This is a genomic window from Bosea sp. PAMC 26642 (assembly GCF_001562255.1).
Classification (GTDB): domain Bacteria; phylum Pseudomonadota; class Alphaproteobacteria; order Rhizobiales; family Beijerinckiaceae; genus Allobosea.
The window spans coordinates 4799010-4823474 of the sequence record NZ_CP014301.1; the positions used below are offsets into that span (position 1 = coordinate 4799010).

The 24465-nt window shown below is 64.3% G+C and carries 26 protein-coding genes and 1 pseudogene; 14 read left to right on the plus strand and 13 right to left on the minus strand.

Features of this window, described 5'->3' with window-relative positions:
* Positions 1 to 293: 293 nt before the first annotated feature.
* Entirely contained in the window at positions 294 to 929 is a 636-nt protein-coding gene (locus AXW83_RS23010; RefSeq protein WP_236841746.1) for a peptidase S14, read from the plus strand.
* Between the two features lie 92 nt (positions 930 to 1021).
* Complete coding sequence (locus tag AXW83_RS23015) at positions 1022 to 1726, plus strand: Crp/Fnr family transcriptional regulator (protein WP_066617841.1); 705 nt, start codon at positions 1022 to 1024, stop codon at positions 1724 to 1726.
* A 184-nt stretch (positions 1727 to 1910) separates the two neighbouring features.
* Here the strand turns inward: AXW83_RS23015 and AXW83_RS23020 are convergent, their stop codons facing one another.
* Positions 1911 to 2834: a manganese catalase family protein gene (locus AXW83_RS23020; protein WP_066617844.1), complete on the minus strand. Its 924-nt coding sequence runs from the start codon at positions 2832 to 2834 to the stop codon at positions 1911 to 1913.
* A gap of 276 nt (positions 2835 to 3110) precedes the next feature.
* On the opposite strand from AXW83_RS23020, the gene AXW83_RS23025 reads away from it, so the two are divergent.
* The 6 genes and pseudogenes from AXW83_RS23025 (at position 3111) to AXW83_RS23050 (ending at position 5876) form a co-directional block, all read left to right on the plus strand.
* Positions 3111 to 3410, plus strand: a complete 300-nt coding sequence (locus AXW83_RS23025) for a PepSY domain-containing protein (protein WP_066621124.1) — start codon at positions 3111 to 3113, stop codon at positions 3408 to 3410.
* A gap of 35 nt (positions 3411 to 3445) precedes the next feature.
* Positions 3446 to 3982 (plus strand): hypothetical protein, encoded by a 537-nt coding sequence (locus AXW83_RS23030; protein ID WP_066617848.1) that lies wholly within the window; start codon positions 3446 to 3448, stop codon positions 3980 to 3982.
* 153 nt (positions 3983 to 4135) lie between these two features.
* Positions 4136 to 4696, plus strand: coding sequence for a hypothetical protein (locus tag AXW83_RS23035; RefSeq protein WP_066617851.1), 561 nt, complete (start codon positions 4136 to 4138; stop codon positions 4694 to 4696).
* A pseudogene (locus tag AXW83_RS23040) lies at positions 4678 to 4929 on the plus strand (SDR family oxidoreductase); the annotation flags it as partial. The gene AXW83_RS23035 and the pseudogene AXW83_RS23040, both read left to right, overlap by 19 nt.
* Positions 4930 to 5270: 341 nt before the next feature.
* Positions 5271 to 5621, plus strand: coding sequence for a hypothetical protein (locus AXW83_RS23045; RefSeq protein ID WP_066617855.1), 351 nt, complete (start codon positions 5271 to 5273; stop codon positions 5619 to 5621).
* Positions 5622 to 5630: 9 nt separating this feature from the next.
* Entirely contained in the window at positions 5631 to 5876 is a 246-nt protein-coding gene (locus tag AXW83_RS23050; RefSeq protein ID WP_066617857.1) for a hypothetical protein, read from the plus strand.
* Here AXW83_RS23050 and AXW83_RS28320 read toward each other — a convergent pair.
* The gene (locus tag AXW83_RS28320; protein WP_442855205.1) at positions 5824 to 6129 is read right to left on the minus strand and encodes a DUF7696 family protein; all 306 of its coding nucleotides are present in this window, start codon (positions 6127 to 6129) and stop codon (positions 5824 to 5826) included. The genes AXW83_RS23050 and AXW83_RS28320 overlap by 53 nt on opposite strands.
* Positions 6130 to 6330: 201 nt before the next feature.
* On the opposite strand from AXW83_RS28320, the gene AXW83_RS23055 reads away from it, so the two are divergent.
* Positions 6331 to 7035, plus strand: coding sequence for a L,D-transpeptidase (locus AXW83_RS23055; RefSeq protein WP_082767350.1), 705 nt, complete (start codon positions 6331 to 6333; stop codon positions 7033 to 7035).
* A gap of 181 nt (positions 7036 to 7216) precedes the next feature.
* Positions 7217 to 7903: a DUF2161 domain-containing phosphodiesterase gene (locus AXW83_RS23060; RefSeq protein ID WP_066617862.1), complete on the plus strand. Its 687-nt coding sequence runs from the start codon at positions 7217 to 7219 to the stop codon at positions 7901 to 7903.
* Positions 7904 to 8016: 113 nt separating this feature from the next.
* Here the strand turns inward: AXW83_RS23060 and AXW83_RS23065 are convergent, their stop codons facing one another.
* From AXW83_RS23065 to AXW83_RS23100, 8 genes are all read right to left on the minus strand, one after another.
* Entirely contained in the window at positions 8017 to 9456 is a 1440-nt protein-coding gene (locus AXW83_RS23065) for an NAD-dependent succinate-semialdehyde dehydrogenase (protein ID WP_082767544.1), read from the minus strand.
* A gap of 45 nt (positions 9457 to 9501) precedes the next feature.
* Positions 9502 to 10323 carry an SDR family NAD(P)-dependent oxidoreductase gene (locus AXW83_RS23070; RefSeq protein WP_066617870.1) on the minus strand — a complete coding sequence of 274 codons (822 nt, stop codon included), beginning with the start codon at positions 10321 to 10323 and terminating at the stop codon, positions 9502 to 9504.
* A complete protein-coding gene (locus AXW83_RS23075; RefSeq protein ID WP_066617872.1) occupies positions 10320 to 10961 on the minus strand; it encodes an ATP-binding cassette domain-containing protein in 642 nt (213 codons plus the stop codon). The genes AXW83_RS23070 and AXW83_RS23075 overlap by 4 nt, the downstream gene beginning before the upstream one ends.
* A 2-nt stretch (positions 10962 to 10963) precedes the next feature.
* Entirely contained in the window at positions 10964 to 11659 is a 696-nt protein-coding gene (locus AXW83_RS23080; protein ID WP_066617875.1) for an ABC transporter ATP-binding protein, read from the minus strand.
* A complete protein-coding gene (locus tag AXW83_RS23085) occupies positions 11652 to 12401 on the minus strand; it encodes an ABC transporter ATP-binding protein (protein WP_066617878.1) in 750 nt (249 codons plus the stop codon). Before AXW83_RS23085 ends, AXW83_RS23080 begins: the two co-directional genes overlap by 8 nt.
* Positions 12401 to 13426 (minus strand): branched-chain amino acid ABC transporter permease, encoded by a 1026-nt coding sequence (locus tag AXW83_RS23090; RefSeq protein WP_066617880.1) that lies wholly within the window; start codon positions 13424 to 13426, stop codon positions 12401 to 12403. The genes AXW83_RS23085 and AXW83_RS23090 overlap by 1 nt, the downstream gene beginning before the upstream one ends.
* Positions 13427 to 13430: 4 nt before the next feature.
* Entirely contained in the window at positions 13431 to 14351 is a 921-nt protein-coding gene (locus AXW83_RS23095; RefSeq protein WP_066617882.1) for a branched-chain amino acid ABC transporter permease, read from the minus strand.
* Positions 14352 to 14423: 72 nt separating this feature from the next.
* Complete coding sequence (locus tag AXW83_RS23100) at positions 14424 to 15710, minus strand: ABC transporter substrate-binding protein (RefSeq protein ID WP_082767351.1); 1287 nt, start codon at positions 15708 to 15710, stop codon at positions 14424 to 14426.
* Between the two features lie 156 nt (positions 15711 to 15866).
* Between AXW83_RS23100 and AXW83_RS23105 the strand changes: the two genes are divergently transcribed.
* Both AXW83_RS23105 and AXW83_RS27340 read left to right on the plus strand, forming a co-directional pair.
* Complete coding sequence (locus tag AXW83_RS23105) at positions 15867 to 16724, plus strand: MurR/RpiR family transcriptional regulator (RefSeq protein WP_066617884.1); 858 nt, start codon at positions 15867 to 15869, stop codon at positions 16722 to 16724.
* Between the two features lie 434 nt (positions 16725 to 17158).
* Positions 17159 to 17860 (plus strand): hypothetical protein, encoded by a 702-nt coding sequence (locus AXW83_RS27340; RefSeq protein WP_156640330.1) that lies wholly within the window; start codon positions 17159 to 17161, stop codon positions 17858 to 17860.
* A gap of 153 nt (positions 17861 to 18013) precedes the next feature.
* Here AXW83_RS27340 and AXW83_RS23115 read toward each other — a convergent pair whose 3' ends face one another.
* Genes AXW83_RS23115 through AXW83_RS27685 form a run of 3 tightly spaced genes read right to left on the minus strand, consistent with a single transcriptional unit; the run spans position 18014 to position 21534 of the window.
* Entirely contained in the window at positions 18014 to 19777 is a 1764-nt protein-coding gene (locus tag AXW83_RS23115) for an SUMF1/EgtB/PvdO family nonheme iron enzyme (protein ID WP_168166145.1), read from the minus strand.
* A gap of 51 nt (positions 19778 to 19828) precedes the next feature.
* A complete protein-coding gene (locus tag AXW83_RS23120; RefSeq protein WP_236841747.1) occupies positions 19829 to 20284 on the minus strand; it encodes a DUF4399 domain-containing protein in 456 nt (151 codons plus the stop codon).
* Positions 20281 to 21534, minus strand: a complete 1254-nt coding sequence (locus AXW83_RS27685) for a DUF4399 domain-containing protein (RefSeq protein ID WP_082767545.1) — start codon at positions 21532 to 21534, stop codon at positions 20281 to 20283. The genes AXW83_RS23120 and AXW83_RS27685 overlap by 4 nt, the downstream gene beginning before the upstream one ends.
* Positions 21535 to 21692: 158 nt before the next feature.
* Here AXW83_RS27685 and AXW83_RS23135 point away from each other — a divergent pair, with 158 nt between their 5' ends.
* A complete protein-coding gene (locus tag AXW83_RS23135; protein WP_066617895.1) occupies positions 21693 to 23159 on the plus strand; it encodes a caspase family protein in 1467 nt (488 codons plus the stop codon).
* The gene (locus AXW83_RS23140; RefSeq protein WP_236841748.1) at positions 23150 to 24418 is read left to right on the plus strand and encodes an OmpA family protein; all 1269 of its coding nucleotides are present in this window, start codon (positions 23150 to 23152) and stop codon (positions 24416 to 24418) included. Before AXW83_RS23135 ends, AXW83_RS23140 begins: the two co-directional genes overlap by 10 nt.
* The last annotated feature ends 47 nt before the right edge of the window (positions 24419 to 24465 follow it).

Below are 24465 nucleotides of genomic sequence, written 5' to 3' on the forward strand. Positions count from 1 at the left end.
CCCTCTGGAGCCGAGAGCGGCCTGGCGGCATCATCAGTGACCGCCCCGCTGCTTTGACTTTTGCATCTACGGGGATCCGTCCGGCAGGCTGCTTGACGGTTTCGCGCCCGGATTGTCCTGGGCCGGTGCCCGCTTCCGTATCGGCTGCGGCCCTCACGAGCCTCTCGAAGCTGATTCGGGTGCTGCTATGGCTTTGTCACCGATTGCCCTTGCAACGCTCAGAGCGGGCGAATTGCGACCATGGAACCGGTTCGCTGTGCGAGCGTTTCGCCGTTCATCGACAGAGAACATCCATGACAGCGACATCCCAGACAGCCGCCTATGACGATGCCTCTGACTGTAGCGACGGCAGGTCCGCATCGGCCGGCGCCGTCATGGCGGCGAAGGATTTCGCCAACCCAGCTATCCTGCTCGCCGGGACCGTCGATTATAAAATGTACGCATCCTTCCGCGAAAAGCTTGCCGCCGCGCCCGAGACGGGAGCCGTAGTGATCGAATTGAGTACGCTGGGAGGCGATCCTGAGGTTGCCCGGATGATGGGCGAAGACGTCCGTTTCCAGAGCGAGATCGAGCCGGGCCGCCGATTTGTTTTCCTTGGCAAAGCCGCGATCTACTCGGCAGGCGCGACCTTCATGAGCTTTTTTGCGCGCCAGAACCGTTATCTCACGCGCGGGGCGCGGTTGATGATCCACGAGCGCAAGATGAAGGCCGAGTTGGTCATCGATGGTCCACTGACGACTTGCGTCGCCGGGCTCAAAGCCAAACTCCACGAGATCGAGCAGTCGATAGCCATCCAGAACGAGGGCTTTGAAAATCTCATTCGCGGGTCGTCGGTCACCATGGGGGATGTTTTGTCGAAAGCGCCGGAGAACTGGTACATCGAGGCGACCGAGGCCAAGCGATTGGGGCTGATCCAGGACGTGATCTAGGCCATGACCTGCGTCTGCGTTCCGTCCTGCTAACCTACGTTAGTGTGCCGCGTCGCTCGTCTGGCATTATGGTTTTCCCAAAGGAGGCTTCCATGAACGCCGTCGATGGGGGGGATAATACAACCGTTCAGCACGTCGTCGATCGGCTCTTGCCGGTTGCGTCACGTGTCCGCCTGAAAGACGGCGTCTCGCTTGATCATGAGAGCGACATCTACTTTCCGCTGGATGGCGTCGTTACGCTGACCTTGTCGCGCGACGACTCGCGTTTCCAGATCGGCTTCGCGCGCCGGGGCGACGCGATTGGGCTTCAGACCCTGTTCGTTCCCGACTTCCCGCTCGTCGTCGCGACCGTGTTGCGGGGCGGCACATTCGTTCGGGTCGCTCCGGATGTTCTCCACCGGCTGATGACCGAAGAGCCCGTATTCCGCGACCGGCTGTCGACTTATGCGATGCACGCAATGGGGCGGTACCTGTCGGAAGCGGCCGGAGCACTCGCATTGTCGCTCGAGCAAAGAGTGGCCAGGTGGATCACGCTGTGCCGACGCGCCCTCGATGACGACATCCTGCCGGTAACGCATGAGGGGATTGCCGAGGCCCTGGGCGTGCGTCGATCTGGCGTGACTGTGGCGTTGCACGTGCTCGAAGGGCAGAGGCTCATCCGATCCAGGCGGGGCCGCATCGACGTGCTGGACCGGGAAGGACTGCGATCCTTCGCGACCTCCGGGCGGCGCAAGCCGGCTAAGAACCCAGCCGGTCACGACGTCGGCCCCCGTTCGCGGGCGGGGTGCCGCTGTTGAGGTATTTTGATCCCCCAGCGGCAGGCATTACGAGATGATCATCCATCGATGTCATCGATCTGATGGTCGCCGCCCGGTCTGAAATTCTGGAGAGGCGGATCGTAGACCGCATTATGCTGATGGTCGATCGAGACGGAGATGAGGACGGACGGCAGCCGGCCAAAAGCCCGGCTGCCTGTCGTGATCAGCGGGACTTCTTGTAGAGCTTCTCGGCAATCTCGAACATTTCCTCCGGCGCATAGTCCGGCGTGAAGGCCGAAGGAACGCAGGTGAGCTGATGGATCTTGCCGCCTTCCGGCATGCCGTCCACGACCTCGAGCTCGCCTTTGGGATCGCCCGGAAGCGCCATCTCGCCACCGCCCCAGATGCCCGACATCGCCTTGTAGTCGTTGGGGCTGAAGGTGTAGAGGCGCCGATGCGAGCCCTCCTGAAGGTATTTTTGGCATTCCGGAATCTTGTCGAGGTTGATGTTGGGCGTCGGCAGCATCTTCTCGATCTCGACGCCGGTGATTTGCTTCAGCGCCAAGGCATAGGCGTGTGCGTGCACCGAGCCACGAACCAGCAGATAGCCACAGACCTCGCGGCCGGTCGGGTCGGACAGGGTTTCGTAAACCCGCAGCTTGTGCAGCCGCGCTCCGCATTCGAGGTGGAAATTGTGCAGCAGATCCGTCACGACATTGCCGGTCGTCGTGATGAAATCGTTGTTCCATGACACGCCGTTGCTGTTCACGGGTGTCGCGCCGCCGGCGTTCGAATAGAAGCCTGCTGCCAGCCTGATGTCCTTCATCAGTTCATGTGGCGCATCGGAGATGTCACCGCCATCGGCTTCGTCGCCGTCATTGTCGGGGCCGTTGTTGAGCATGGCGACGCCATTGCTGACGAGTTCGACGTGACCGAGTTCCTCCGCCGTAATGCTCGCGACGAGATGGTAGAACGGCTTCAGCTTGTCCTTGCTACGGAAATTGAAGCTCTGGAACATGTAGTTCCCGAGTGTGGACATTTCCCCATACTTGCCGCCGAGAAGCTCTTGGAGAGCGGCAGCTGCATTGGGGTCCTTCTTCTTCGGTGCCGGCAACTCGGCCTGCAATTTGTCGACGCGCATGAACATCGTGGCTCTCCTGTGATTGTGGAGACGCAACACGCTCGGCTCATGCACCGTTCCGGTTTCACGCCGGACCGTCGAAATGGGACGGTTCTCCGCTCACAGACTGAGGCTGTGAATTCGGATCGAAGCAGAACTCGCGTGCCAGCAGAAGCAAGCGCGTCGAACCCGGTCACAAGCCGCCGGTTCCATGCTGTCTTCAAAAATTCCGAGAGGAACATAATCGAGCATGTTGCTGTTTGAATGGGCATTCGGCTCACGCCGCCTGCTTTGGAGATCATCATGAAAACGTTTCTCATCACGACCTTGATCTGCACCGCGACCGCCTTTGGCGCAGTCGCGCAGACTGCGACAACGTCGCCCCAGCCCTCGCCGACGGCTCCTGCGGATGCCAATGCCCCACTGCCTGGCGCCAACAGCTTCACCGAAGGACAGGCCAAAAGCCGTCTGGAAGCCAATGGCTACTCCGCCGTCATGGACCTCAAGAAGGATGATCAGGGCGTGTGGCGCGGCAAGGCCACCCATGAGGGGAAGTCGACCGCCGTATCCATCGACTACCGCGGCAATATCGTTCGCAACTGACCCATTTCGTTCCCACTTTCGATCAGGAGATTAGCATGACCCAGACCATCACCCGATCCTACGAAACGCATGATGCCGCATCGAGCGTCGTAGCCAACCTGGAAGCGGCCGGGACTTCCAGCTCTGATATCAGCGTGGTCAGCAACCACGCGGACGGCCGCGACAGCAATGCGCCCGAGGGCGCCGGGATCGGGGGTGTCGTTGGCGGTGCCGCGGGGCTGCTGGCTGGCCTCGGTATGCTTGCCATCCCCGGCATCGGTCCCGTCGTCGCAGCCGGTTGGCTGGCCAGCACTGCCGCGGGCGCTGCCGTTGGTGCCGCGACTGGTGGGCTCTTAGGCGCGCTGACGAGCGCGGGCGTCAGCGACGACGATGCCCATTATTACGCGGAGACGGTGCGTCGGGGTGGCTCGGTCGTCTCCGTGCGCGCAGCCGATGACCGCGCTGCCAGCATCGAAGCGATCATGGACGGCGCATCACCGCTCGATCCGACAGCGCGGCGCGCCGAATATCAGCGTGACGGCTGGACACGTTTCGATGAGAATGCCGGGCCGTACCGTCCGCCCGTCGTCTGAGACGGCGCATCTCGCCCGTGAGCTAAAGCAACCCTCGCAGCACAGCTGCGAGGGTTGTATCCATTAAACCTGGACGCCACCGAAGCTGTCGATCGCACATCACGACGCAGATCAACGACGGTCGGCGCATTTTGGCATATGAGGAAAGCCACCATGACAAATGAAGCCGATCTGATCGCTAGCGTTGCGACGAAGCATGGCGTTCCGGATGACGCCGTGGCGGAAGCCTTGCGGGCGCTCCGGCGCGGAAATGGCACGATGGCTCAATTCTCCCATCCTGCATTCGGTGGGATGGCACAATGGTCGAGAGGCGGAATGAGCATGGTCGGCGACATGTTCAACAGCCGTACGAAAGCGACCTTCAATGCCGTGATGGAGGATTTGGCCGGGAGCTTGGCAGAACTGCACGACCACGCCGATGTGGAGATACCGCAAAGCCCCAAGGGCGTTCGCGAGGCGGCGTCCGGTTCCGCCGATCGGTGGCCGCCGGATTTCGGCGCGCCCGCGTCGTCTGGCAGCCAGAACGACATGCGTTACGCATTCTTTCCGTCCGTGTGTCGCCTCGTCGTCGAAAGCAACGGCAGGCGCACGGTCTATGATACCGGCAGCCACAAGATCACGGGCGTTTCTCAGCAGCAGTCCGGCACCCAATCGCTAAAGTTCAGCAGCCAGGATGGTGACGTCCCTCTGGACGCGCTGGCCTTGGTGGTTTGACGCGTGATATGGAGAGGCGCGGAGCCGCCGTCGCGCCGGGACCGATCTGGACACCGCTGATCCCCTCGACGATGCCGGCCGATACGGTGGCCAACTTCGGCAGGCAGTCTCCGATGAAGCGGCCCGGACAGCCGGCGGAACTCGCCGCCGCCTACGTCACGCTCGCAGACCCTCTGTCGAGCTACGTGTCGGGCGCCACGATCGCGGTAACCGGCGGTAGGCCGATTCTTTAGGTTCCCCCGCTGGTGCAAAGCCGAAACAGCTTTCGCTCAGACTCGGATTCTTGCGAACTCTGGCTCCGGAAGACTGTCGTCCGGCCGCTAACCACCTGCGCGAAAACAGCAATCAGGCGCGTGAGGCACGACTGAACCGGCCCGGATTTCGAGGCCGCAGGACATCTAACCGCAAATTCCAATGCCAGTGTGACCTGTCTGCACTGTCGCTCGAACCGCAAAGCGACCAAAAACTCCCTGCAACAGGCGCCGCCGTGCTGACAGCACCGAACGCACGCGATTTCGCGCGTGGTTCGGTGCCGCGCTATTTTCCGTTTGCTTGAGACAGGAGGCTAGTCCGAATGTTGATGTACATCACTCGTTTCAACCTGGCTCTTGCACGCCTCGGCATTCCCCCTGAGACGCTCCCGAGCAACCAGCGCGTCGAATTCCAGAGCGCTGGCGTCAAGGCGGGCCGGACGCCGCATGAGGCGGCTCTCGTCCTGCTGGCCGACTTGTCAGATACTATTCGCGCTGGGGCCACCCCTGCCCCCATCCCGAGATGGGTGAAGCGAGGGAAGGTTGATCTCGCCGACGCCGCTGTGGAGACCGCGATTGGCGATATCGGGTGGGACCCGGAGGACTTCCGCTCCTACGCAGCAAGCGAAGGAACCGGACAGTTGAACTGGCGATACAAACCCCAGTCGCAGTAGGACGTAAGGTTGCAGGAGCAACGGGGCGCGCCCACGCCGAAGTTCTACTTCATCACCGAAGCCGACCAAAGGGTCGACGCGGATGAAGACGGCGTCGAGCTACCCGACGAAATCGCGACAAAAGACGAAGCTCAGAACGCGCGGTCCCTCCAGGGACAACTGTCCCTTACCCATGTGCTCGTGAATTGGGAGCGATCCGGGGCTACGCCGCGGGCCGCCTGTCTTCACCGCGATGCGACGGCCGCAGCCGCCTGATTTCTTTCAAGCGGCTGATCTCCAAGCGGAGCATTGTCACAGCCGATTCTCCGCGGGTTGATCGAATTCCCAGCTGGTTTGGATGTCCCTCATTAGGTGATCCCTCAAGCATCTCGGCCTGCATGGCGATTGGAAGACCGAGCAGGAACGCGACTTCACACTCGTGACGCCAAGCCTCACACGAGATTGGAATCATCCGTCCGGAGAATTCGGACCACACAAGCTTCGGACCTTTATCGTCAAAGACGGGCATATCGTGTTTCCTGAGTGGGCATCTTGCCGTGCTCAACCCACGCCTGGGTGGTTCAGTTCCTTCTACTCGCGAACCAGATGGAAAGAGCGGGAGCACCAGCGAGCCCGAGCCGAAGACGAGGGTTCAACAAGAGGTCGTCGGGTTTACGGCGCGGTAACCATCAGGAACGATGGTCGCTTTGCATTCACCGAAAGACATCCGATGATCGATCGCCGCCGGTTTACATTGCCTATCCTCTCCTTCGCCGCAACAGGCCTCGTCGGCTGTGGCACTGGAAGCATTCTCGGGCTGCCCGACATCGGGCCGGGAAGGCGGAGCCTGACGACACGCACACTGCAGCGCGCAAACTATGCCGAACTGTACGTTACCTACCCAGGCGAACGCTTTCGGGTGCCGGCAGTGGATTATAGGCAGATCGATCCTGGCTATCTTCGCCAGACTGTCGAATTTTCCGGCAACGAGGCGCCGGGATCGATCATCGTCGATCCAGCGTCGTACCATCTTTATTTCGTCGAAAAGCCGGGGGTTGCCACACGCTACGGCGTGGGCGTCGGTCGCGAAGGATTCGGCTGGTCCGGTGCTGCCAAGATCAATATGAAACGCGACTGGCCCGATTGGGTCCCGCCACGGGAAATGATCGAACGCGACCCCGAAATCAAAGACAAGCTCGAAAAGACGCCCAGAGGTCTGGGCGTACTCGGCGGCCCAAAAAACCCGCTGGGAGCACGCGCCTTGTATCTTTTCGACGATAGCGGGGACATCGGCTATCGGATCCACGGTACGCTGGAGCCCTACACGGTCGGCACCAACGTCTCTTCGGGCTGCGTCCGGATGATCAACCAGGACATCATCCACCTCTACGCGCGCGTTTCGCCGGGTACACCGGTCACCGTGCTGGCGGCGTAATCCGGCTGCGGGAAAGCCACTCTGGCGCGCCCCGTTGGCGTAAGCTCGGCGTGGCGCAAAGGCGTGCTGCTTGTCTGCTGCGAAGGGTGGATCCGATATCAACCCGTCCGGCCCTCGCCGGAGTTTGCCTCTGTGAAACGACTTTGAGGCATATCTGGTGGTCGGTTGTCCGGAGGTCCGCGTGGAAACGTCTCTCTACTTACCCGTGAAGAACTTCCTCGAAGGTCTCGGCTACACGATCAAGGGGGAGGTCGGGCGTTGCGATCTGGTCGGGCTCCGGGACGACGACCCGACCGTGGTCGTGATAGGCGAACTGAAACTGACCTTCAATCTCGAGCTCATCCTGCAAGGCGTGGACCGGATGAGCCTTGGCGATGAAATCTGGCTGGCCGCTCAACTCTCGACCCGGGGCAAGGGGCGGGAAAGCGATCCGAGATATCGCAATCTCTGCCGGCGCCTCGGCTTCGGTTTGCTGGGCGTCGATCGGTCAGGCCGTGTCGATGTCCTCGTCTCCCCCGTGGCGCCCCTGCCGCGCAAGGATCCGCGACGACGTTCGCGACTGGTGGAGGAGCACAAACGACGTCGGGGCGATCCGTCCGCCGGAGGAGGCACGCGCCGGCCCGTCATGACCGCATATCGCCAGCAAGCGCTCTCCTGCGCGGCTGCGATGACCTCGCAGCCGCAGCGGCCGCGCGATCTCAAGCCATCATGTCCCGACGCGCAGAAGATCCTGCACCGGAACGTCTATGGCTGGTTCGAACGCAAGGAGCGGGGCGTTTATGTGCTCACTGAGACCGGCCACCATGCATTGGCAGGATGGCGACCGGAGCCTCCAGCGCATCCGAACGGCAACCCAACATCCGCGTAGGAGCCGAGGCAACGTCGGCTCGCGGGCAGCAGTCCATATTCCGCTCTTGGCGCATTTCACCGGTCGGGCGACAGGCGTTTACGGCCCTTGTCATCCGCCTGATCGAGGTCATCTCATGGCGAGATGAAATGCGTCAGCTTGACGTTGAGATAGTCGTGGATCGCCTGCCGGCCACCTTCGCGTCCCATGCCGGAATGATTGATGCCGCCGAACGGCGCCTCGGCATGGGCGATCATGAATGTGTTGATCCCGACCATGCCGGCGCTCAGGCCTGCACTCAGCGCTTCCGCATAGCGCGGGCTGCTGGTGAAGCCATAGGCGGCAAGCCCGTAGGGCGTGGAGTTCGCCCGCATGATCGCGTCGTCGAAATCGCGGAAGGTGGCGATCGGCGCCAGCGGGCCGAAGGGCTCGTCGCGCATGATGCGGGCGTCGTCGGGCACGTCGGCAAAGACGGTCGGCTCGAAATAGAAGCCCTTGTTGCGGCTGGCGGGCCGGTGTCCACCGGTGAGGCGACGCGCACCCGAGCTTTCCGTCTCGGCTGAGAGCGCTTCGACACGGTCACGTTGGCTCGCGAGCGTCAGCGGGCCCATCGTCGTCGCCCGGTCCTGGCTGTCGCCCAGTACCAAAGCCTCGGCGGCCTTGACCATGCCGCTGGCGAAGCGCTCGGCCAGGCTCTCATGCACATAGAAGCGGTTCGGCGCGATGCAGACCTGGCCGGCGTTGCGGAACTTGAACAGCGCGCAGAGCGTCGCCGCATTGTCGACGTCGGCATCCTCGCAGATCACGACCGGCGCATGGCCGCCGAGTTCCATCGAGCATCGCTTGACGGTCTTTGCCGCCTCGGCGAGCAGCATCTGGCCGACGCGCGTCGAGCCGGTGAGCGAGATCTTGCGCACCTCCTCGGCTGCCATCAAAGCGGGCGTGATCGTCTCGGCCGGGCCGAAGAGCATCTGGACGGTGCCGACCGGCGCGCCGCCTTCGACGCAGGCCTCCGCGATCAGGGTCGAGGTCAACGGTGTCTGCTCGGAGGGGCGGCATATGATGGGGCAGCCGGCGGCGAGCGCCGGAGCGATCTTGCGGGCCAGCAGGTTGATCGGGAAATTCCAGGCGGTGAAGGCGGCGACGATGCCGACGGGCTCCAGTGCCGTCGCGAGGCGCCCGCCCTGGCGCGAGGGAATCGTCTCGCCGAAGAGACGCTCGGCCTCGCCGGCAAACCAGTCGAACTGCTCGATGGCGATCAGCACCTCGCCCTCGGATTGGGAGATCGGCCGGCCGATCTCATGGGACAGCGCGCTCGCCAGCGCGCCCTTGCGCGCTTCCATCGCCCGGGCGATGCCGCGCAGCACTTTGGCGCGCTCCCAGCCATGCACCTTGGACCAGGTTTTCAGCGCGGCGCGCGCGTGATGAAGCGCCTCCTCGACCTCGGCCTCGCCGGCGCGCGGTGCCGTCCAGAGCAACTCCTCGGTGCAGGGGTTGTGGACGCGTAGCGGTTCCAGAGCCGTATGCGTCCGGAAATCTCCGCCAATCAGAAGCTTGGGCGTATGGTCAGACATGGAGTTCTCCGGCGGGTTCATGAGATATCGGGATCGCTAGCGCGGTCATTGGCTCGCCGTGACGCCGCCGTCGATATAGACGACCTGGCCGGTCATGTAGCTGCCGGCCGGCGCAGCGAAGGTGATGACCTGCCCGACCACCTCGACAGGATCGCCGATCCGCCCCAGCGGATTGCGGTCTAGGATGAAATCGCGAAAACCCTCCCGCTCGAGATGATGGCGGATGCGTTCGGACTGGATGAAAGTCGGCGCGACGCCGTTGACGGTGATGTTGTGCTCGGCGAGTTCCATCGCATGCTGCTTGACCAGCATGACGAGACCGCCCTTCGTGGCGCAATAGGCCGAATAGCCGCGATTGCGCAGCGCCAGTTGCGAGCGGACCGAAAGCAGGTGGATCTGGCGGCCGCCCGTGCCCTGCGCGATCTGATGGCGCGCCACCGCCTGGCCCAGGAACATCGCCGATTTCAGGTTGATCTCGTAAACATTGTCGAAGGTCGCCTCATCGACATCCATCAGCCGCTGCTCGCGCTGAATGCCGACGCAGTTGACGAGCACGTCGATGCCGCCCATCGCCTCGGCGGCGCGATCCGCCACCTCCGCGATCGCGGTGGGAGAGCGCGCGTCCAGTTCGAAGCCGTGGGTCTCGACGCCTTGCGCGCGCAGCCTGTGCGCCAGCGCTTCGGCCTTGGCGCCGCTCGGCCCGGCGATGGCGACATGGGCGCCGTGGCGCGTCATCGCTAGCGCGATCGCCTCGCCCAGCGCGCCATAGCCGCCGGGCAGGAAGACGCGCAGTCCCCGGATGTCGAAAAGCCGGTCGATCGCGTCGAGATCGATCTGCGGCGTCAGGTGTCCTTCGGGCCGGTTCATGCCGCTGGCTCCAGGGCGGCAGTGCGCTCCGTCAGCAGATTGCCGAGATAGGCGCGCGCAGGTTCGAAGGAGAGCAGGCCCGCATAGTCGCGCAGCGGCGTGACGACACCCTTGTTGACGAAGATGAAGCGCTCGCAGATCTCCTCGAGGATTTCGAGGTGGAAGCGCTCATTGGGGTGGACGCAGAGAAAGACCAGCCGACCTTCAGCCCGCAGCCGCCGGAAGAAATCCAGCATGAAGCCGATATAGCCGTCCTGGGTGTTGAACTGCGGCTCGTCGAACAGATGCACCAGCGGGTATTGGCTGCCCGCGCGCTCCATCAGGGCGTTGGGGCGCAGCGACCGGAAATGCCGCACCTGATAGGATTGGTGGTAGTGGATGGCGAGACGGTCGCGCTCGTCGGTGCGGACGCGGTGAATGTCGCGGCCGCAAACCGTAACCGTGCCTTCCGTCGGTCTGTTCGAGCCGGTGATCAGCTCGAACAGCGTCGTCTTGCCGGAGCCATTGGGGCCCATCATGCCGACGATCGCCGGCTCCTCGATGCGGAAATCCGCGTCGAGCCGGAAGGTCGGCGTTCGGTCGAGCCGGCCGCGCATGTAGGTCTTCGACAGGTTGCTGACGTCAAGCATCGCGCTCATGGTCACATTCCGATCAGGCGCTGGCGCTGGGATTTGTCATCGAGCAGGGCGCGGGCGGACCCTTCATGGACGATGCGGCCGCGGTCCATCACATAGGCGCGATCCGAGACCTCCAGCGCCGCGAGTGCGTTCTGCTCGACGATCAGCACGGAGATGCCCTCGGCCTTCAGGCGCCGCACCGTCGCAAGCACATCCTGGACGATCTTGGGCGCGAGACCCTGGCTCGGCTCGTCGAGCAGGACGAGCCCCGGCGAGCCCAGTAGCGCCCGCGAGATCGCGACCATCTGCATCTCGCCGCCGGAGAGGTTCTCGCATTCGCGCGGCATCAGATGTTCGAGCGCCGAGAAGATCGAGACCATCTCGCCGATCTGCCAGGACCGGAACCGGGTCTTGCGCATGCCGATCTGCAGGTTGCGCGCGACGGTCAGCGTCGGAAAGATGCGGCGGTCGTCAGGCACCCAGCCAATGCCCATAGCCGAGATGCGATGGGTGGGGTGCCTGGTGATGTCCTGCCCGTCGAAGCGGATCTGCCCGCGTCGCGGCGGCGTCAGGCCCAGGATCGAGCGGATCGTCGTGGTCTTGCCGGCGCCATTGGGGCCGAGCAGCGAGACGACCTCGGCCTCGCCGACGCGCAGCGAGGCGCCAAACAGCGCCTGCGTCTCGCCATAGAAGGTTTCGATGTCGCGGATCTCAAGCATGGGTCGCCTCTGCCAGTGCCGAGCGCCGCACCCATTTGTTGTCGCTGAGTTGCGCCGGGGTTCCCTCGGCGATGACCTGACCCCAGTGGATCACCGAGATCTGGTCGGCGAGCTCGAACAGGAAGCGCATGTCGTGCTCGATCATCACGATCGTGTAGCGCTCGCGCAGCCGCCCCACGAGCAAAGCGAGGCGGCGCGTCGCCTCGACGCCAAGCCCCGATGTCGGCTCGTCCAAGAAGAGGATGCGCGGCTCGGCGGCGAGCGCTACCGCGATCTCCAGCGCGCGGCGGTCGCCATAGCTCAGCGAGGCGGCCGCGTCCCAAGCCCGGGCTGCAAGACCGACCTGCTCGAGCACGGCCAGCGCCTGATCGATCAAAACCCGGTCCGAGAACACGGCCGCCATCGCGTGGAGCCGGCGCGCCCTGAAGGCCGGCAGCGCCAGCATGACGTTCTCGATGACGACCGTGTCGTCGAAGAGGTTCATCAGCTGGAAGGAGCGCGAGACGCCCATCCGGGCAATCCGCTGCGGCGGCAGGCCCGAGATCCGCTGGCCGTCGAACTTGACCTCGCCGCGGTCGGGCTTGTGCTGGCCGGTGAGGACGTGGAAGCAGGTCGACTTGCCGGCGCCGTTGGGCCCCATGATGCCGCTGACCTGTCCTTCCTCGAAGGAAAGCGAGATGTTTTCCAGCACGACGCGAGAGCCGAAACGCTTGTGGATGTTGTGGGCTTCGAAGAGCGCCATCACACGGCCTCCGTCGCGGGAGCCGTTGCTGCCGTCGGCAAGGGCGGTCTGCGCCGCGACAGGCCGTGCAGCATGCCCGCCAGCCCCTCGGGCCGCAGCATCACCATCGCCATGAAGATCAGGCCGTACCAGAGCAGCCAGGTCTCGGTCAGGCCGCCCAGCACATCGCGGGCGACGAAGTAGAAGACCACGCCCAGCACTGGCCCCCAGAAGCTGACGAGGCCGCCGCCTACCAGGACCATCATCACGACGAGCCCGGATTGGTGCAGGCTCATCACGTCCGGGTAGGCGCTCTGCTGGGCCATCGCGAGCAGGCTTCCGGCAAGGCCGGCCAGCATCGCCGAAAGCGTGAAGACGGCCCATTTGAAGCGCCAGACCTCGTAGCCGACGAAGCGCGCGCGGGTCTCGTTCTGGCGGATGGCCTGCAGCACGCGGCCGAAGGGCGAGTTCGCCAGCCGCCAGCCGAGCACGGCCACGAGCATCAGCAGGACGGCAGCGAAATAGAACAGCGCCAGGTTGTCGGTCAGCGCGACCTGCCAAGGGCCGAGCGTCAGGGGCGGTCGCGGAATCCCGAGAAGACCGTCCTCGCCACCGGTGACGCGGTGGAGCTTCATGGCCAAAAACCAGAAGATCTGGCCGAAGCCGATGGTCAGCAGCGCGTAGTAGATGCCCCTGCGATGGGAGAGAAACGCCCCGACAAGTGCGCCGGCGACGCCTGCCGCCAGAACCGCCGCCAGGAGGCCGCCCCACAGGCTGACCGCAATATTGTGCTGGAACAGTCCGAAGGCATAGGCGCCGATCCCGAGATAGGCGCCATGGCCGAAGGAGTGCAGACCGGTATAGCCGAACAGCAGGTTGAACCCGAGCGCGAAGATGATCCAGATCGCGATCTCGATGCCGAGATACTGATAGAGCCCGACGGCCGGCAGCAGCCAGGGCGTAGCCAGGAGCACCGTGGCGAGGACGATCATCGGCAGCGTGATCCAGGCCGCCGGGCGGGCCGGGATGTCCGAGAGCGAGATCATGGCGTCAGTTCTCCAGCGCGCTCTTGCGACCAAGCAGGCCCCGGCTGCGGAATCCCAGGACGGCGATGAGGAGCAGATACATCGACATCGTCGCCCAGGCGGCCGCATAGGCGCCGGTGATACCCATGGCGAGACCCACCAGAAGCGCCGCGATGACCGCGCCCCAAAAACTGCCGACGCCGCCAATGACGATGATCAGGAAGGCCGGGATCACGATATCGACGCCGACATGCGGACGCAGGCCCCAGATCGGCACCATCACCACGCCGGCAAGTCCCGCCAGCGCCGCCCCGAAGCCGAAGACGAGCAGCCGGAGCTTGGCGAGATCGTAGCCGAGGGCACGGACCATCTCGCTGTCATGCGCGCCCGCCTTGATCACGGCCCCGGTCGAGGTGCGCTCCAGGAAGAGCCAGACGGCGGCGATGGCGACGATGCTGAAGCCGGCGGCGAAGAAGCGGTAGGTCGAGAAGATCATGCCGTTCAGCAGGAAGGCGCTGTTGATCGCCTGCGGCAGCGCAAGATTCTGCTCGCCCGTGCCCCAGACGAGCCGGATCAGCTCCTCGACGACGAGAGCGGCTCCGAAGGTCAGGAGCAGGCCGTAGAGAGGCGGCTTGCCATAGGTTGGGCGCAGGCAGAGTTCGAGCAGCATGCCGCAAAGCCCCGCCAGCGCCGGCCCGATCGCGAGAGCCAGCACATAGCGCAGGCCGGGCGGCAGGCTCAGCCACCAGGCGCCGAACGGCGTGCCGGAAAACCAGCCGCCGCCGATCACCGTCAGCGCGAAATAGGCGCCGAGCGCAAACAGCGAGCCATGGGCGAGATTGATCACCTCCATTACGCCCACGATCAAGGTGAAGCCGAGCGCGATGAGGGCGAAGAGCAGGCCCAACGTCAGGCCGTTGATGATGTGCGGCAGAAGATCGATCATGCGCGGTGCGTCCCGATGCAGCGATAGCGTGGTCCGCGGCCGCCTGTTGACGGCCGCGGATGGCGGGACTGATCAGGCGTCGAAGGTCGGCGTCTTGTCGTAGGGCTCGAGCTTGCAGAGCTTGGCGGAGTCCGTGTCGCGCACGTCGTCCGGCTTGGCATGGCTCAGGATCTCGAAGAGATCGTCCTTCTCCTTCGGCGCGCGGTTGGCGGTGGCGAGGTAGATGGTCTGCTGGACCTGATGCGTGTCGGCGTCGATCGACGCGTCGAAATGCTGCATCCGGTCCCTGGCCGGCATCTTGTGGCCTTCGAGCGCCTTGATCACGGCGATATTGCTGGTCGTGCCGGCTCGTTCCACGGCCGACAGCAGCTCGCGCACCGACATGTAGCCATTGTAGAAGACGTTGCCCGGCGAGCGCATGGCCGTCTCGGGGTACATCGTCTGGTAGCGCTTGACGAAGTCGGCGACGCCGGGAAGGTCGAGGCGGTAGTACCAGGTGGTGCCGAAGACGCCGAAGAGGTTGTCGACCGGCAGGCCGTAGACGTCGTCCCAATCCTGCTGGCTGTTGATCCAGGCCGGCTTGTCGCCCATGCCGAGCTGCGCGACCTGCTGGCGCATCGCCTTCTGGTCGTCGCCGCCGATCGCCGCCGAGATGACGCCGGGCTTGCGCTGCTGCACCTTCAGCAGGGCAGAGGTGAAGTCGCGCGTTCCCTGCGGGATCAGGACCTCTTCCATGACCTTGCCGCCATATTCGGCGAGCAGGGCCTTGGTCGCCTTGGCAGTATCGTGACCCCAGACATAGTCGTTGGTCAGCAGCATCCAGTCGGGCCCGAAGCGCTCGATCGCGCTCTTGACCGCGGCCTTGGCGAAGTTGGTGCCGTTGCCGTCGAAGACGAACTTGACGCGGTGGCAGTTCTGGCCGGCCTCGGTCGGCGAGGACGAGTTCGTGTTGATGTAGATCACGCCGTATTTCTGCGCGACCTGGCTGATCGCGTTGGCAACGCCGGAATGGACCGCGCCGACCAGAAAACCGCATTGCTCGCGGCTGATCATACGCTCCGCGACGCGGCTGCCGGTGGCGGCCGTCGTCTCCGTGTCTATGTGGACGAACTCGACCTTGCGGCCCAGGACGCCGCCGCGCTCATTGGCCTCGGCAATCGCCATCATCATGCCGCGTTTGTCGCTGGCGCCGGAGTTCGCATACATCCCGCTGGCATCGGCCGTGATGCCGATCCGGAGCGGTTTGGCCGCGCCTTGCGCCCAGACGCGATTATGCTTCCAAGGGCCGGCAAACAGCGAGACCGCGGAAGTGGCACCTGCGGCTAGCAGAACGCGCCGTGAAATCGTGTTCTTCGACATCGTTGTCCTCCCCGAAACGGACGGGCTTATGCCCGCCTCCTGTCTGATCGAAAGTCAGAACTAATTTTCAAAGAGCATGAATATTTTTTCAGTCATGTCAACTGGTGGTGCAAATTTGGTGCTTTGCGTGGCATGGCGCATAGGATAGAAGAATGAATGAACGAAAATTCATTCAATCGACGCGCCGTTTCATCCTCTTCCGGAGAGGTCGCACAGGAGACATTCGAGGCGCTGCGCCAGCGTCTTCGCAACCGCTTCGATCAGCTCAGCCCGCATCTGCAACGCATCGCGCGGTCGGCGCTGGAAAAGCCCAACGACTTTGCCTTGAACACCGTGGTCGTCATCGCGGGCGACCTTGAGGTGCAGCCATCGACGCTGATCCGCTTTGCCAAGGAGTTCGGCTACAGCGGCTTCTCCGAGATGCAACGTGTCTTCCGCCTGCGCCTGATCGAGGGCGCTCCCCGCGCCCGCGAGGAGGTTTTCGCCCGGCAGACGTCCCCGCGCGAGGCGCGGGATTTCGGCGGCCTGCTCAGCGGCTGCGTCGATGCGCTCATCGCCTCGCTGGAGGATCTGCGGCGGACCGTTTCGCCGGAGTCGCTGGAGCAGGCGACGCAGATGCTGCGCCAGGCCGAGCATGTCTACATTGCGGGCTTGCGCCGATCGAGGCCGATCGCGACCTATCTCGCCTATGGGCTGACGCGCTGCGAGCGGCAGTGCAGCCTGCTCGATTTCGGCAGCGGCATGGCGGCCGAACAGATCGCCACCATGCGGTCCAGCGACCTTCTCGTGGCGATCGCGTTCACGCCCTACACGCAGTCGGTGGTCGATATCACGCTCGACTCCCATCTCAGCGGCAAGCGCATCCTTGTCCTGACGGACGTGCCCGAGAGCCCTCTGGCCCGCCACGCCGACCTGACCTTCCTCGTCGACAATTCCACCACGAGCCAGTTCAGGCCGATTTCAGGGGCGATCGCACTGGTCCAGACCTTGATTACCGGCCTTGGCACCGGGTGAAGCGACGAGCTTCGACGAGGCAGAAGCGAGCGGGGTGAGCAAAATCGACGAATGGCGGGCATAGCGTATTGCAATCGCTGGCCGTCAATGTCGATGGTTCGGCGGCCTGCGGTTTGTCCAGTTCCCGCTAGGGCTTCGCGAACCTCCGGTGCGCTAATCTGGACCAAGCCCCCCGCGTCCTAGTCACGAGCTGCGCGACCAAACGGCGGCTACGACTTGGACCTGATCGTATCGAGGGTGGCTGCCTTCGTGGCCTCTTGCCGCGCTTCACGGTGGCGCCATGCAATTGGATGACGCCAGCCGTCGCCATTACTCTAGAAATTCCACTCAGGTGATTTGGACAACGATGCCATCCATTGAGAAGGCCTCTTTAACGAGGCAAATCCATGCCGGTGGGGCGAGGCGAACAAACAGCTTATGAAGGAGGCGGGAACATGCCTGACAATACACTTCCGGCGCCAAAATTTCCGCTAGAGGGCGAGTTGCGGCTTAAATGGGAGCTGCTCTTCGCTGCGAACCATTTTCAGCGCGTCTTCAACGTCAGCCTGTTTCCATTCATCGGCCGTGTTGTAAAGGTATTCACTCCTCCGGCATCTGCTGGTCTCTTGTTCGAATTTCGCGCGGGAATGCGAGATACTTTCGCTGCTCTTGTGAACAAACGCGCTTTCCCTCCGGAGACACTTAACGAGGCTATTCGGGCGGTGGTGCCAGGTGCCGGTAAGGTCGTTCCCGATGATCCTGGCGTCGATCACCGAGACAGATGGTGGCGTCAGGCTGCGGCCGGCGCCGCCATCGGTCAGAGTTTCCGCGAGGAAGGAACCAGCACCGGTCTCCACATCGCCTTCAACAAGACCCTCTGCGATGTGCATGTCGATCGAAATGGGTTCGTGATTAACGGCGACGGCTCCACTCATTGGGATCTGAACGGCCTGTTGCGCCATCTCACGATCGATCTCGCGGGGGACAAGGCGACCTGGGCCGTTCACTCCGCTGTTTTGCTCGATCGCCGGCGCCGGCCTATCGTTCAGGCAACCATAGGCCCGTGGTTCGCCGTTGACCTTCCGGCGCGGGACGCAAACGACCGCACGGCCGTGAAGGTCGGCATTCAAATATCGGGCACGTTCGGAAGCCGCTGAAGAGCATTTCGGCATTTCGCGACGTACGCATCTGTCATTCGCAGAAAGCGACCCGCGAAACCGGCAAAAGCCTGCCCGATTTGGCATCGATTTACAGGCCCTGCGTGCCGCAAGAACCCGGTGGCCAAAGCACGACAAAGCCGCCGGCGGGTGTCAGGGCTCGCGCAGGACCCGGAAGCCATTGGTATAAAACCGCACATCGGTTTCGTATTTGAAACGCGCCGCCGAGCGCAGATAACGTGGGTCGTTGTTGAACGAACCGCCGCGCAGGACGCGCTCGCGGCAGGCTGGTGTTGTGTAGGCGCTGCCGTCGCGCGGGGCGGCGCGATAGCTTTCGCTCCAGCAATCGGCGACCCATTCCGCGGCGTTGCCGGCCATGTCGTAAAGGCCGAAAGCATTGGCCGGAAATTGGCCCACCTCTACCGTCTGCTTGCGGGCTTGCGCGTTGCAGCCGACGCAATTGGCCTGCTCCTTGTCGAGCGTCCGGCCCCAGGGATAGGTCGCAGTCGAGCCGGCGCGGGCAGCGTATTCCCATTCGGCCTCGCTCGGCAGGCGATATTTGCGTTTCGTCTTGAGCGAGAGCCACGCCGTATAGGCAACGGCGTCGTTCCAATGGATGTCGGTCACCGGGCGCTGGCCGCGGCCGAGATTGCGATCGCTCGGTCGGTAGGTGCAGCCGCCCTGATCGACGCAGGCATCCCATTCGGCGAAGGTGACCTCGCGCGTGCCGAGATGGAAGCCGTTCCGGATCGTGACCGAATGGACCGGCTTCTCGAACTCGAAGAGTTCGTTGGAGCCCATTTCGAAGCTGCCCGGCGGTATCAGCGTCAGTTCCGGACAGTCTTCGCAATCGCGGGTCGTTTTCTCCGCCCCGCTGACGCTCACCGGCCGGCCGGGCGTTGCTGCGGCGAGGCTGGCACTCGAGGCTCCGGCCTTGTTGCGAAAAAGCTGCTCGCGCGCTTTGGCCAGCGCAGTGAAACGGCCGTTCGGATAGGCGTCGAGATAGGCACGATACTCCGCGGCGTTCTCGCTCGTCTTGATCGTGTCCCAGAACGACAGTTCGTAAGCGTCGGGGCGGCCAGCCTGGGCTGGAAAGTCGGGAATCGGGATCACGGCGCGGCTGTTCTGCGCGGTTTCGGCCGGCCGCCCCGGCACCGTCACGACCAGCCCTTTCGGCGGAAGGGATGAAAGCCAGAGCGGCGGATGGCGGCGCGCCTGCCGGGCCATCGCATCGCGGGTGCGGCTCAGCGCCACCGTCATGTCGAGATTGGGCGTGCGGATCGCCTTCAGCCATTCCGCGACGGCGGCCGTTTCGCGGCCGGTTTCACTGGTGATGCGGCCGGGCGGCGCCGAGGAGACAACCGCGATGGTCTCCATGCGATCGACAGGCGCCAGGCCCTTCAAACCGCCGCCGATCGCCTCCTGCCAGGGATTTTCGCGACTGGCGTCGACAAACACGGTAGCGCTGAGCGGACGCGAAACGATCAGCGGATCGAGGATCAGGTCGAGATCGATCACCTGGCGGGCGACATCCTGTGTCGATTGCGGGGAGGTGTTCACGGGCACCAGGAAGTTGCGGCCGCGCAGCTGCACGGCTTGGCCGGCGTAGAACACGACCGCCACGCCGCCGCGCCGGAGCTTGCGGCTGAAACTCTCGATTGCCGCCTGCATGTCGGCGCGGTTGCCGTTTTCCACCGTGACGACGTCGAAGCGACCCTGCCGCAGCGCCTCGGCAACCAGGCGGGCGTCGCCCGCTGCCTCGGAGGCGTTGGCGCGCCCGTAAGCCGAGTTGCCGATGACCAGCGCAACCCGGGCCGGCTCCGGCGCGATGGCCGGCTGGGCGAAGGCGGGCAGGGTCAGGCAGGCCCAGGCGAGGGCCAGAAATGCACGCTGGCAGGCTCGAATCATCGCATCCATCTTCGTCACCGGCTCCATGCGGCCGGCCGGGCACGGCACCGCTTCACGGGTTCAGCGAACATACACTTTAATCTTGTTCGACATTACGGGAGGATTGTGCGGCGTGTGGCCGTGGTCGCCGAGCAGAAGCTGCAAGGTGTGGGGTCCCTTGGGCAGCGTCACGACAACCTCGGTCTGGCCGTTGCCGAGATGGATATGGTTGTAATCGGATGGGATCGGCTGATCCGGCGGGCCGGGATCGACATCGATCAGCAGATGGTGGTGACCGGTTAGCGGCTTGTCGGTTCCGGCGGGCGCGACGCCCATCTCCTTCAGACCCATCCGCACGGTGAAGCGTTCCGGCACGCTCAGCCCGTCGAGCGGATAATGGAAATACACCAGGGCGCCGCGCGGCGCCGTCTGGCGCAACGCGGTCTGGGCGCGGGCTCCCATCGAAGCCAGCGCCGCCGCCATCACGAGAGCTAGGCCTGCGAGCTTCATCGCGGCGGGCATGGACACGGTTGTCATCGGCGGCGCCCCGGGTTCCTGCGCGGGAAGCCGACGGTCACCTTGATTCGTTCCGACATGATCGGCGGGTCATGCGGAACGTGCTGGTCGTCGGCCAGGATCAACTGCAGCGTATGCTCGCCGGGCTTCAGGGTGATCCGCTTCTCGGTCTGGCCGCCGCCGAGATGAATGTGGTTGAGGTCGCTGGGAATTGCGACATCGAGCGCCGGCGTCGGCACGTCGACCAGGAGATGGTGATGGCCGGTGTTCGCCTTGGCGACACCGGCTGGCGCCACGCCCATATTGCGCAGGCCAAAGCGGATCGTCGAGGATGGATAGATTCTCTCGCCATTGCGCGGATAGATGAAATAGACCGCCGCATCGTTGGGCGCTGGCGTGCGTGTCGATTTGCCGGCCTCGCTGCCGGCTGCTGTAGGCGGCGCGCTCACGGCTGCGATGACGCGGACCCTGATCTTCTGCGACATCACCGGCGGATCATGCGGCACATGCTCGTGGTCGGCCATCAGCAACTGCAGCGTATGCTCCCCCGGCGGCAGGTTGAGCTCGACCTCGGTCTGGCCACGGCCGAAATGCAGATGGTTGAAATCGCTGGGAATCTCGCGGTCGAGCGGCGGCAGTTCCGTATCGATCAGCAGATGGTGGTGGCCGGCACGGTCCTGCTTGGTGCCGGCTGGCGAAATCGCGATGTTCTCGACGCCGAACCGGATCCTGGCGCGCGGCGGGATGGTCGCTCCGTCCTTGAGGTCGAGGAAGAAGACCTTGGCATTGGGCGCCGCGACGGAACGCGGCGCTTCGTTCGCATCGGCGACGACCTCCACCTCGATCCGTTCAGACACCACCGGCGGATCATGGGCGACGTGGTTGTGGTCGGCGAACAGCAATTGCAGGCTGTGGCGGCCGGGCGTCAGGGCGATCTCGGTCTCGGTCTGGCCGCCGCCGAAATGCAGATGGTTGAAGTCGCTCGGGATCGGCTGGTCGAGCGCGGGCAGGGGGGTATCGATCAGCAGATGATGGTGCCCGGCGTTGCGCCGCGCCGTTCCGGCCGGCACGACCTCCATGCCCGCAATCGCGAACCGGACCTTCAGCCGGGTCGAGACGCGCGCGCCGCTGGCAAGATCGATGAAGGAAAGCTTCGTTCCGGGCGGCGCCGGGCTGCGCTGGCGCGGCCTTTCCTGGGCGACCAGGCCGACCGCCGACAGGGCAAGGCTCAGTACCACGCCGAGAGCCAGGATCGGCCGTACTCCGGGCATCGGCATGTCTCCCGCTGCAACCTGCGCATCAACGCTAGCAGTGTCCCATGTCAGCGGCAAGAATGGCGTAACGTAGTCATCTATTCGCCGGATGCAGAAACCGAATGAATCTGGATTTTTGACTTGAGGTTATGTAGCCTGCCCAAAGGAAGGCTTGAATGAACGCCATCGTCACGATCTGCGCGTTGCTTGGCCTCGCGGCCCAGCTCGCGGTCGCTCCGGCCGCCGCGGCCGAGGAGCGTCGCGTTGCGCTGGTCGTCGGCAACTCCGCCTACCGTAACGCCCCGGCCTTGCCCAATACGGTCAATGATGCGCAGGACATGGCGGCGTCGTTGCGCAAGGTCGGCTTCGAGGTCGTCGACGGCGTCAATCTCGACAAGCGCGGCATGGACGAGGCGCTGACGCGCTTCGCGCGTCTGGCGCACGATGCCGATGCGGTGATGTTCTATTATGCCGGCCACGGCCTGCAGTTCAACGGCGAGAATTATCTCGTGCCCGTCGAGGCGCGAGTGGTCGACGAGGTCAGCGTCCAGTACGAGACGACGCGGCTGAATGACGTCGTGACGGCGCTCGGCTTCGCCAAGGGCGTCAAGATCATGGTGCTCGACGCCTGCCGCAACAATCCCTTCGTCGGGCAGCTCGCCAGGAAGCAGGCCACGCGCGGTTTCGCCGTCGGCAACGGCCTGGCGCCGATCGCGCGGGCCCAGGGCATGGTCACCGCCTATGCGACGCAGGCCAACGACGTCGCGGCCGACGGCAGCGGCCGCAACAGCCCGTTCACGGCTGCGCTGGTCCAGGAAATCCAGCAGCCGGGACTGGAAATTGCGACCATGTTCCGGCGCGTCCAGAAGGTCGTCTACGACGCCACCGGCGGGCGCCAGACTCCCGAATTATCGCTCTCGCTGCTTGGCGATTTCTACATCAATCGGGAAGAGACCGACATCGATGTCTGGCGCAAGATCCGCGCGAGCGACGATTCCGCACTGTTGAACGGCTTCATCCAACGCTTTCCCACGAGCTTCTTCACGGTCGATGCGCGCACCCGGCTTGACCTGATCGAACGCCGCCTCACCGAGCAGAACGATCGCGAACGCATCGCGCTGCAGTTTGCGGCGCGCGAGAGGCAATTGCTCGAACGGCTCGAACAGGCGGAAAAGAGCCGTCAGCAGGCGGCGACCGAGCTGGCACGCCGCGAGAGCGAGCCGCCGCTACCGACGCCGCCGGCCAATGCATCGATCAGACTCGCTCCGCCCGCAGCCCGGCCGGGTCTCGACAAGACCGCTGCCGAGCAAGCCGAGCGCGAGCGCCTCGCCGGCGAGGTGAAGCGGCGGGAAACCGAACTCGCTGCGCTCGAAGGCGAGAAGCAACGCCTCCTGCAGGAGCGACAGGCGCAGGAGCAGGCCATGGCCGCCCGCCTGGGCACGCTGATCGTTTCGCCGCCTGAACGGGCCGGTCTGCCGCTCACCGCGCCGCCGCGCAGCGACCGTGTGCCGGTTGAGCGGAGACCTGCCGAAGCCCTCGTCTCCAATAAGCCGAGCACCAGTGTCTGCAGTGAGATACTCCTCCGTGCCCAGATCGGCGATCTCTCGGCGGCCAACCGGGAGTTGTTGCTGCAATGCCGCTGAGCTACTTGCCCAAACGCGAACATGCGATGCCGCTCGGTTGCCGGGCCGCCATCGGGCTCCTGATGCTGACGCTGGTCGGACAGGCGGCGGCGCAGCCGGCTCCCGCCCCGTCGCTGACCCCCTCTGCGGCGCCGGCCCAAGCTCCCGCACCGGCGGCAGCTCCGCCCCCGCCGACGCCCATTCCTTATGCCGAGGCGGTGCTCAAGGCGGCCGACGATCTGTTCAGCAAAGCCAAGGTCACCGGCGACCGTGTCGAGCTTGTCATCGACCCGCTGATCGATGCGGTCTCCGGCGCCCAATCGACCGCGACGCGGAATACCGAAAAGACCCTCATCGAACTCGTCCAGAAATCCTATCCCCGCTTCTCGGTGCAGCCCTTCAATTCGGACACGCTGGCGCGCAATCCAGTGGTGCTCGTCGGCACCTTCACGGCGGTCAACAATCAGGGTGTCGCCAGCGGGCCCCGCGATGCCTTCCGGATCTGCTTCACCCTGGCCGATCTCGCCTCGAAGACCGTCGTCTCGAAGGGCGTCTCGCGCGCAAAGCCCGACGGCGTCGACACCACGCCGACGGGCTATTTCCGCGACGCGCCGGTCTGGACCAAGGACGCGGCGACGGACGCCTATATCAAGACCTGCCAAGGCACCAGACTAGGCGATACCCTCGACCCGGCCTATGTCGAGCGCCTCAACGCGGCGGCGCTGATCAGCGACGGCATCCTCGAATATGAGGCGAAGCATTATCGCGAGGCGCTGGCCTTCTACCGCACGGCGCGCCAGCTTGCCGGCGGCGACCAGTACCGTGTCCGCGTCGGCACCTATCTCGTCAACAGCAAGCTGGGGCGCCGCGACGACGCTGTCGAGTCTTTTGGCGAACTCGTCGATGCCGGTCTCGGCACGAACCAGCTTATGGTCAAGCTGTTGTTCCGGCCAGGATCGACGCAGTTTGTCGATAATCCCGAAATCACCCAACCCTACCCGATGTGGCTGAGCCAGATCGCGACGCGCGCACGCCAGAAGGGTGCCTGCCTCGAGATCGTCGGCCATACCTCGCGCACCGGCATGGCACAGGTCAACGAGCGGCTTTCGGTGCTTCGGGCCCAGTTCGTCATGGACCTGCTGTCGACCGGCGCGCCCGAAAGCCGCGAGCGCATCATCGCGTCCGGGGTGGGCTTCAAGGAGAATTTGATCGGCACCGGCAAGGACGATGCGAGCGATGCTTTGGATCGTCGCGTCGAATTCAAGGTCATCGGCTGCTGACGCACGCCCGGAACCCGGGTGCAGATCAGGCAGATCGCGGTCCCGGC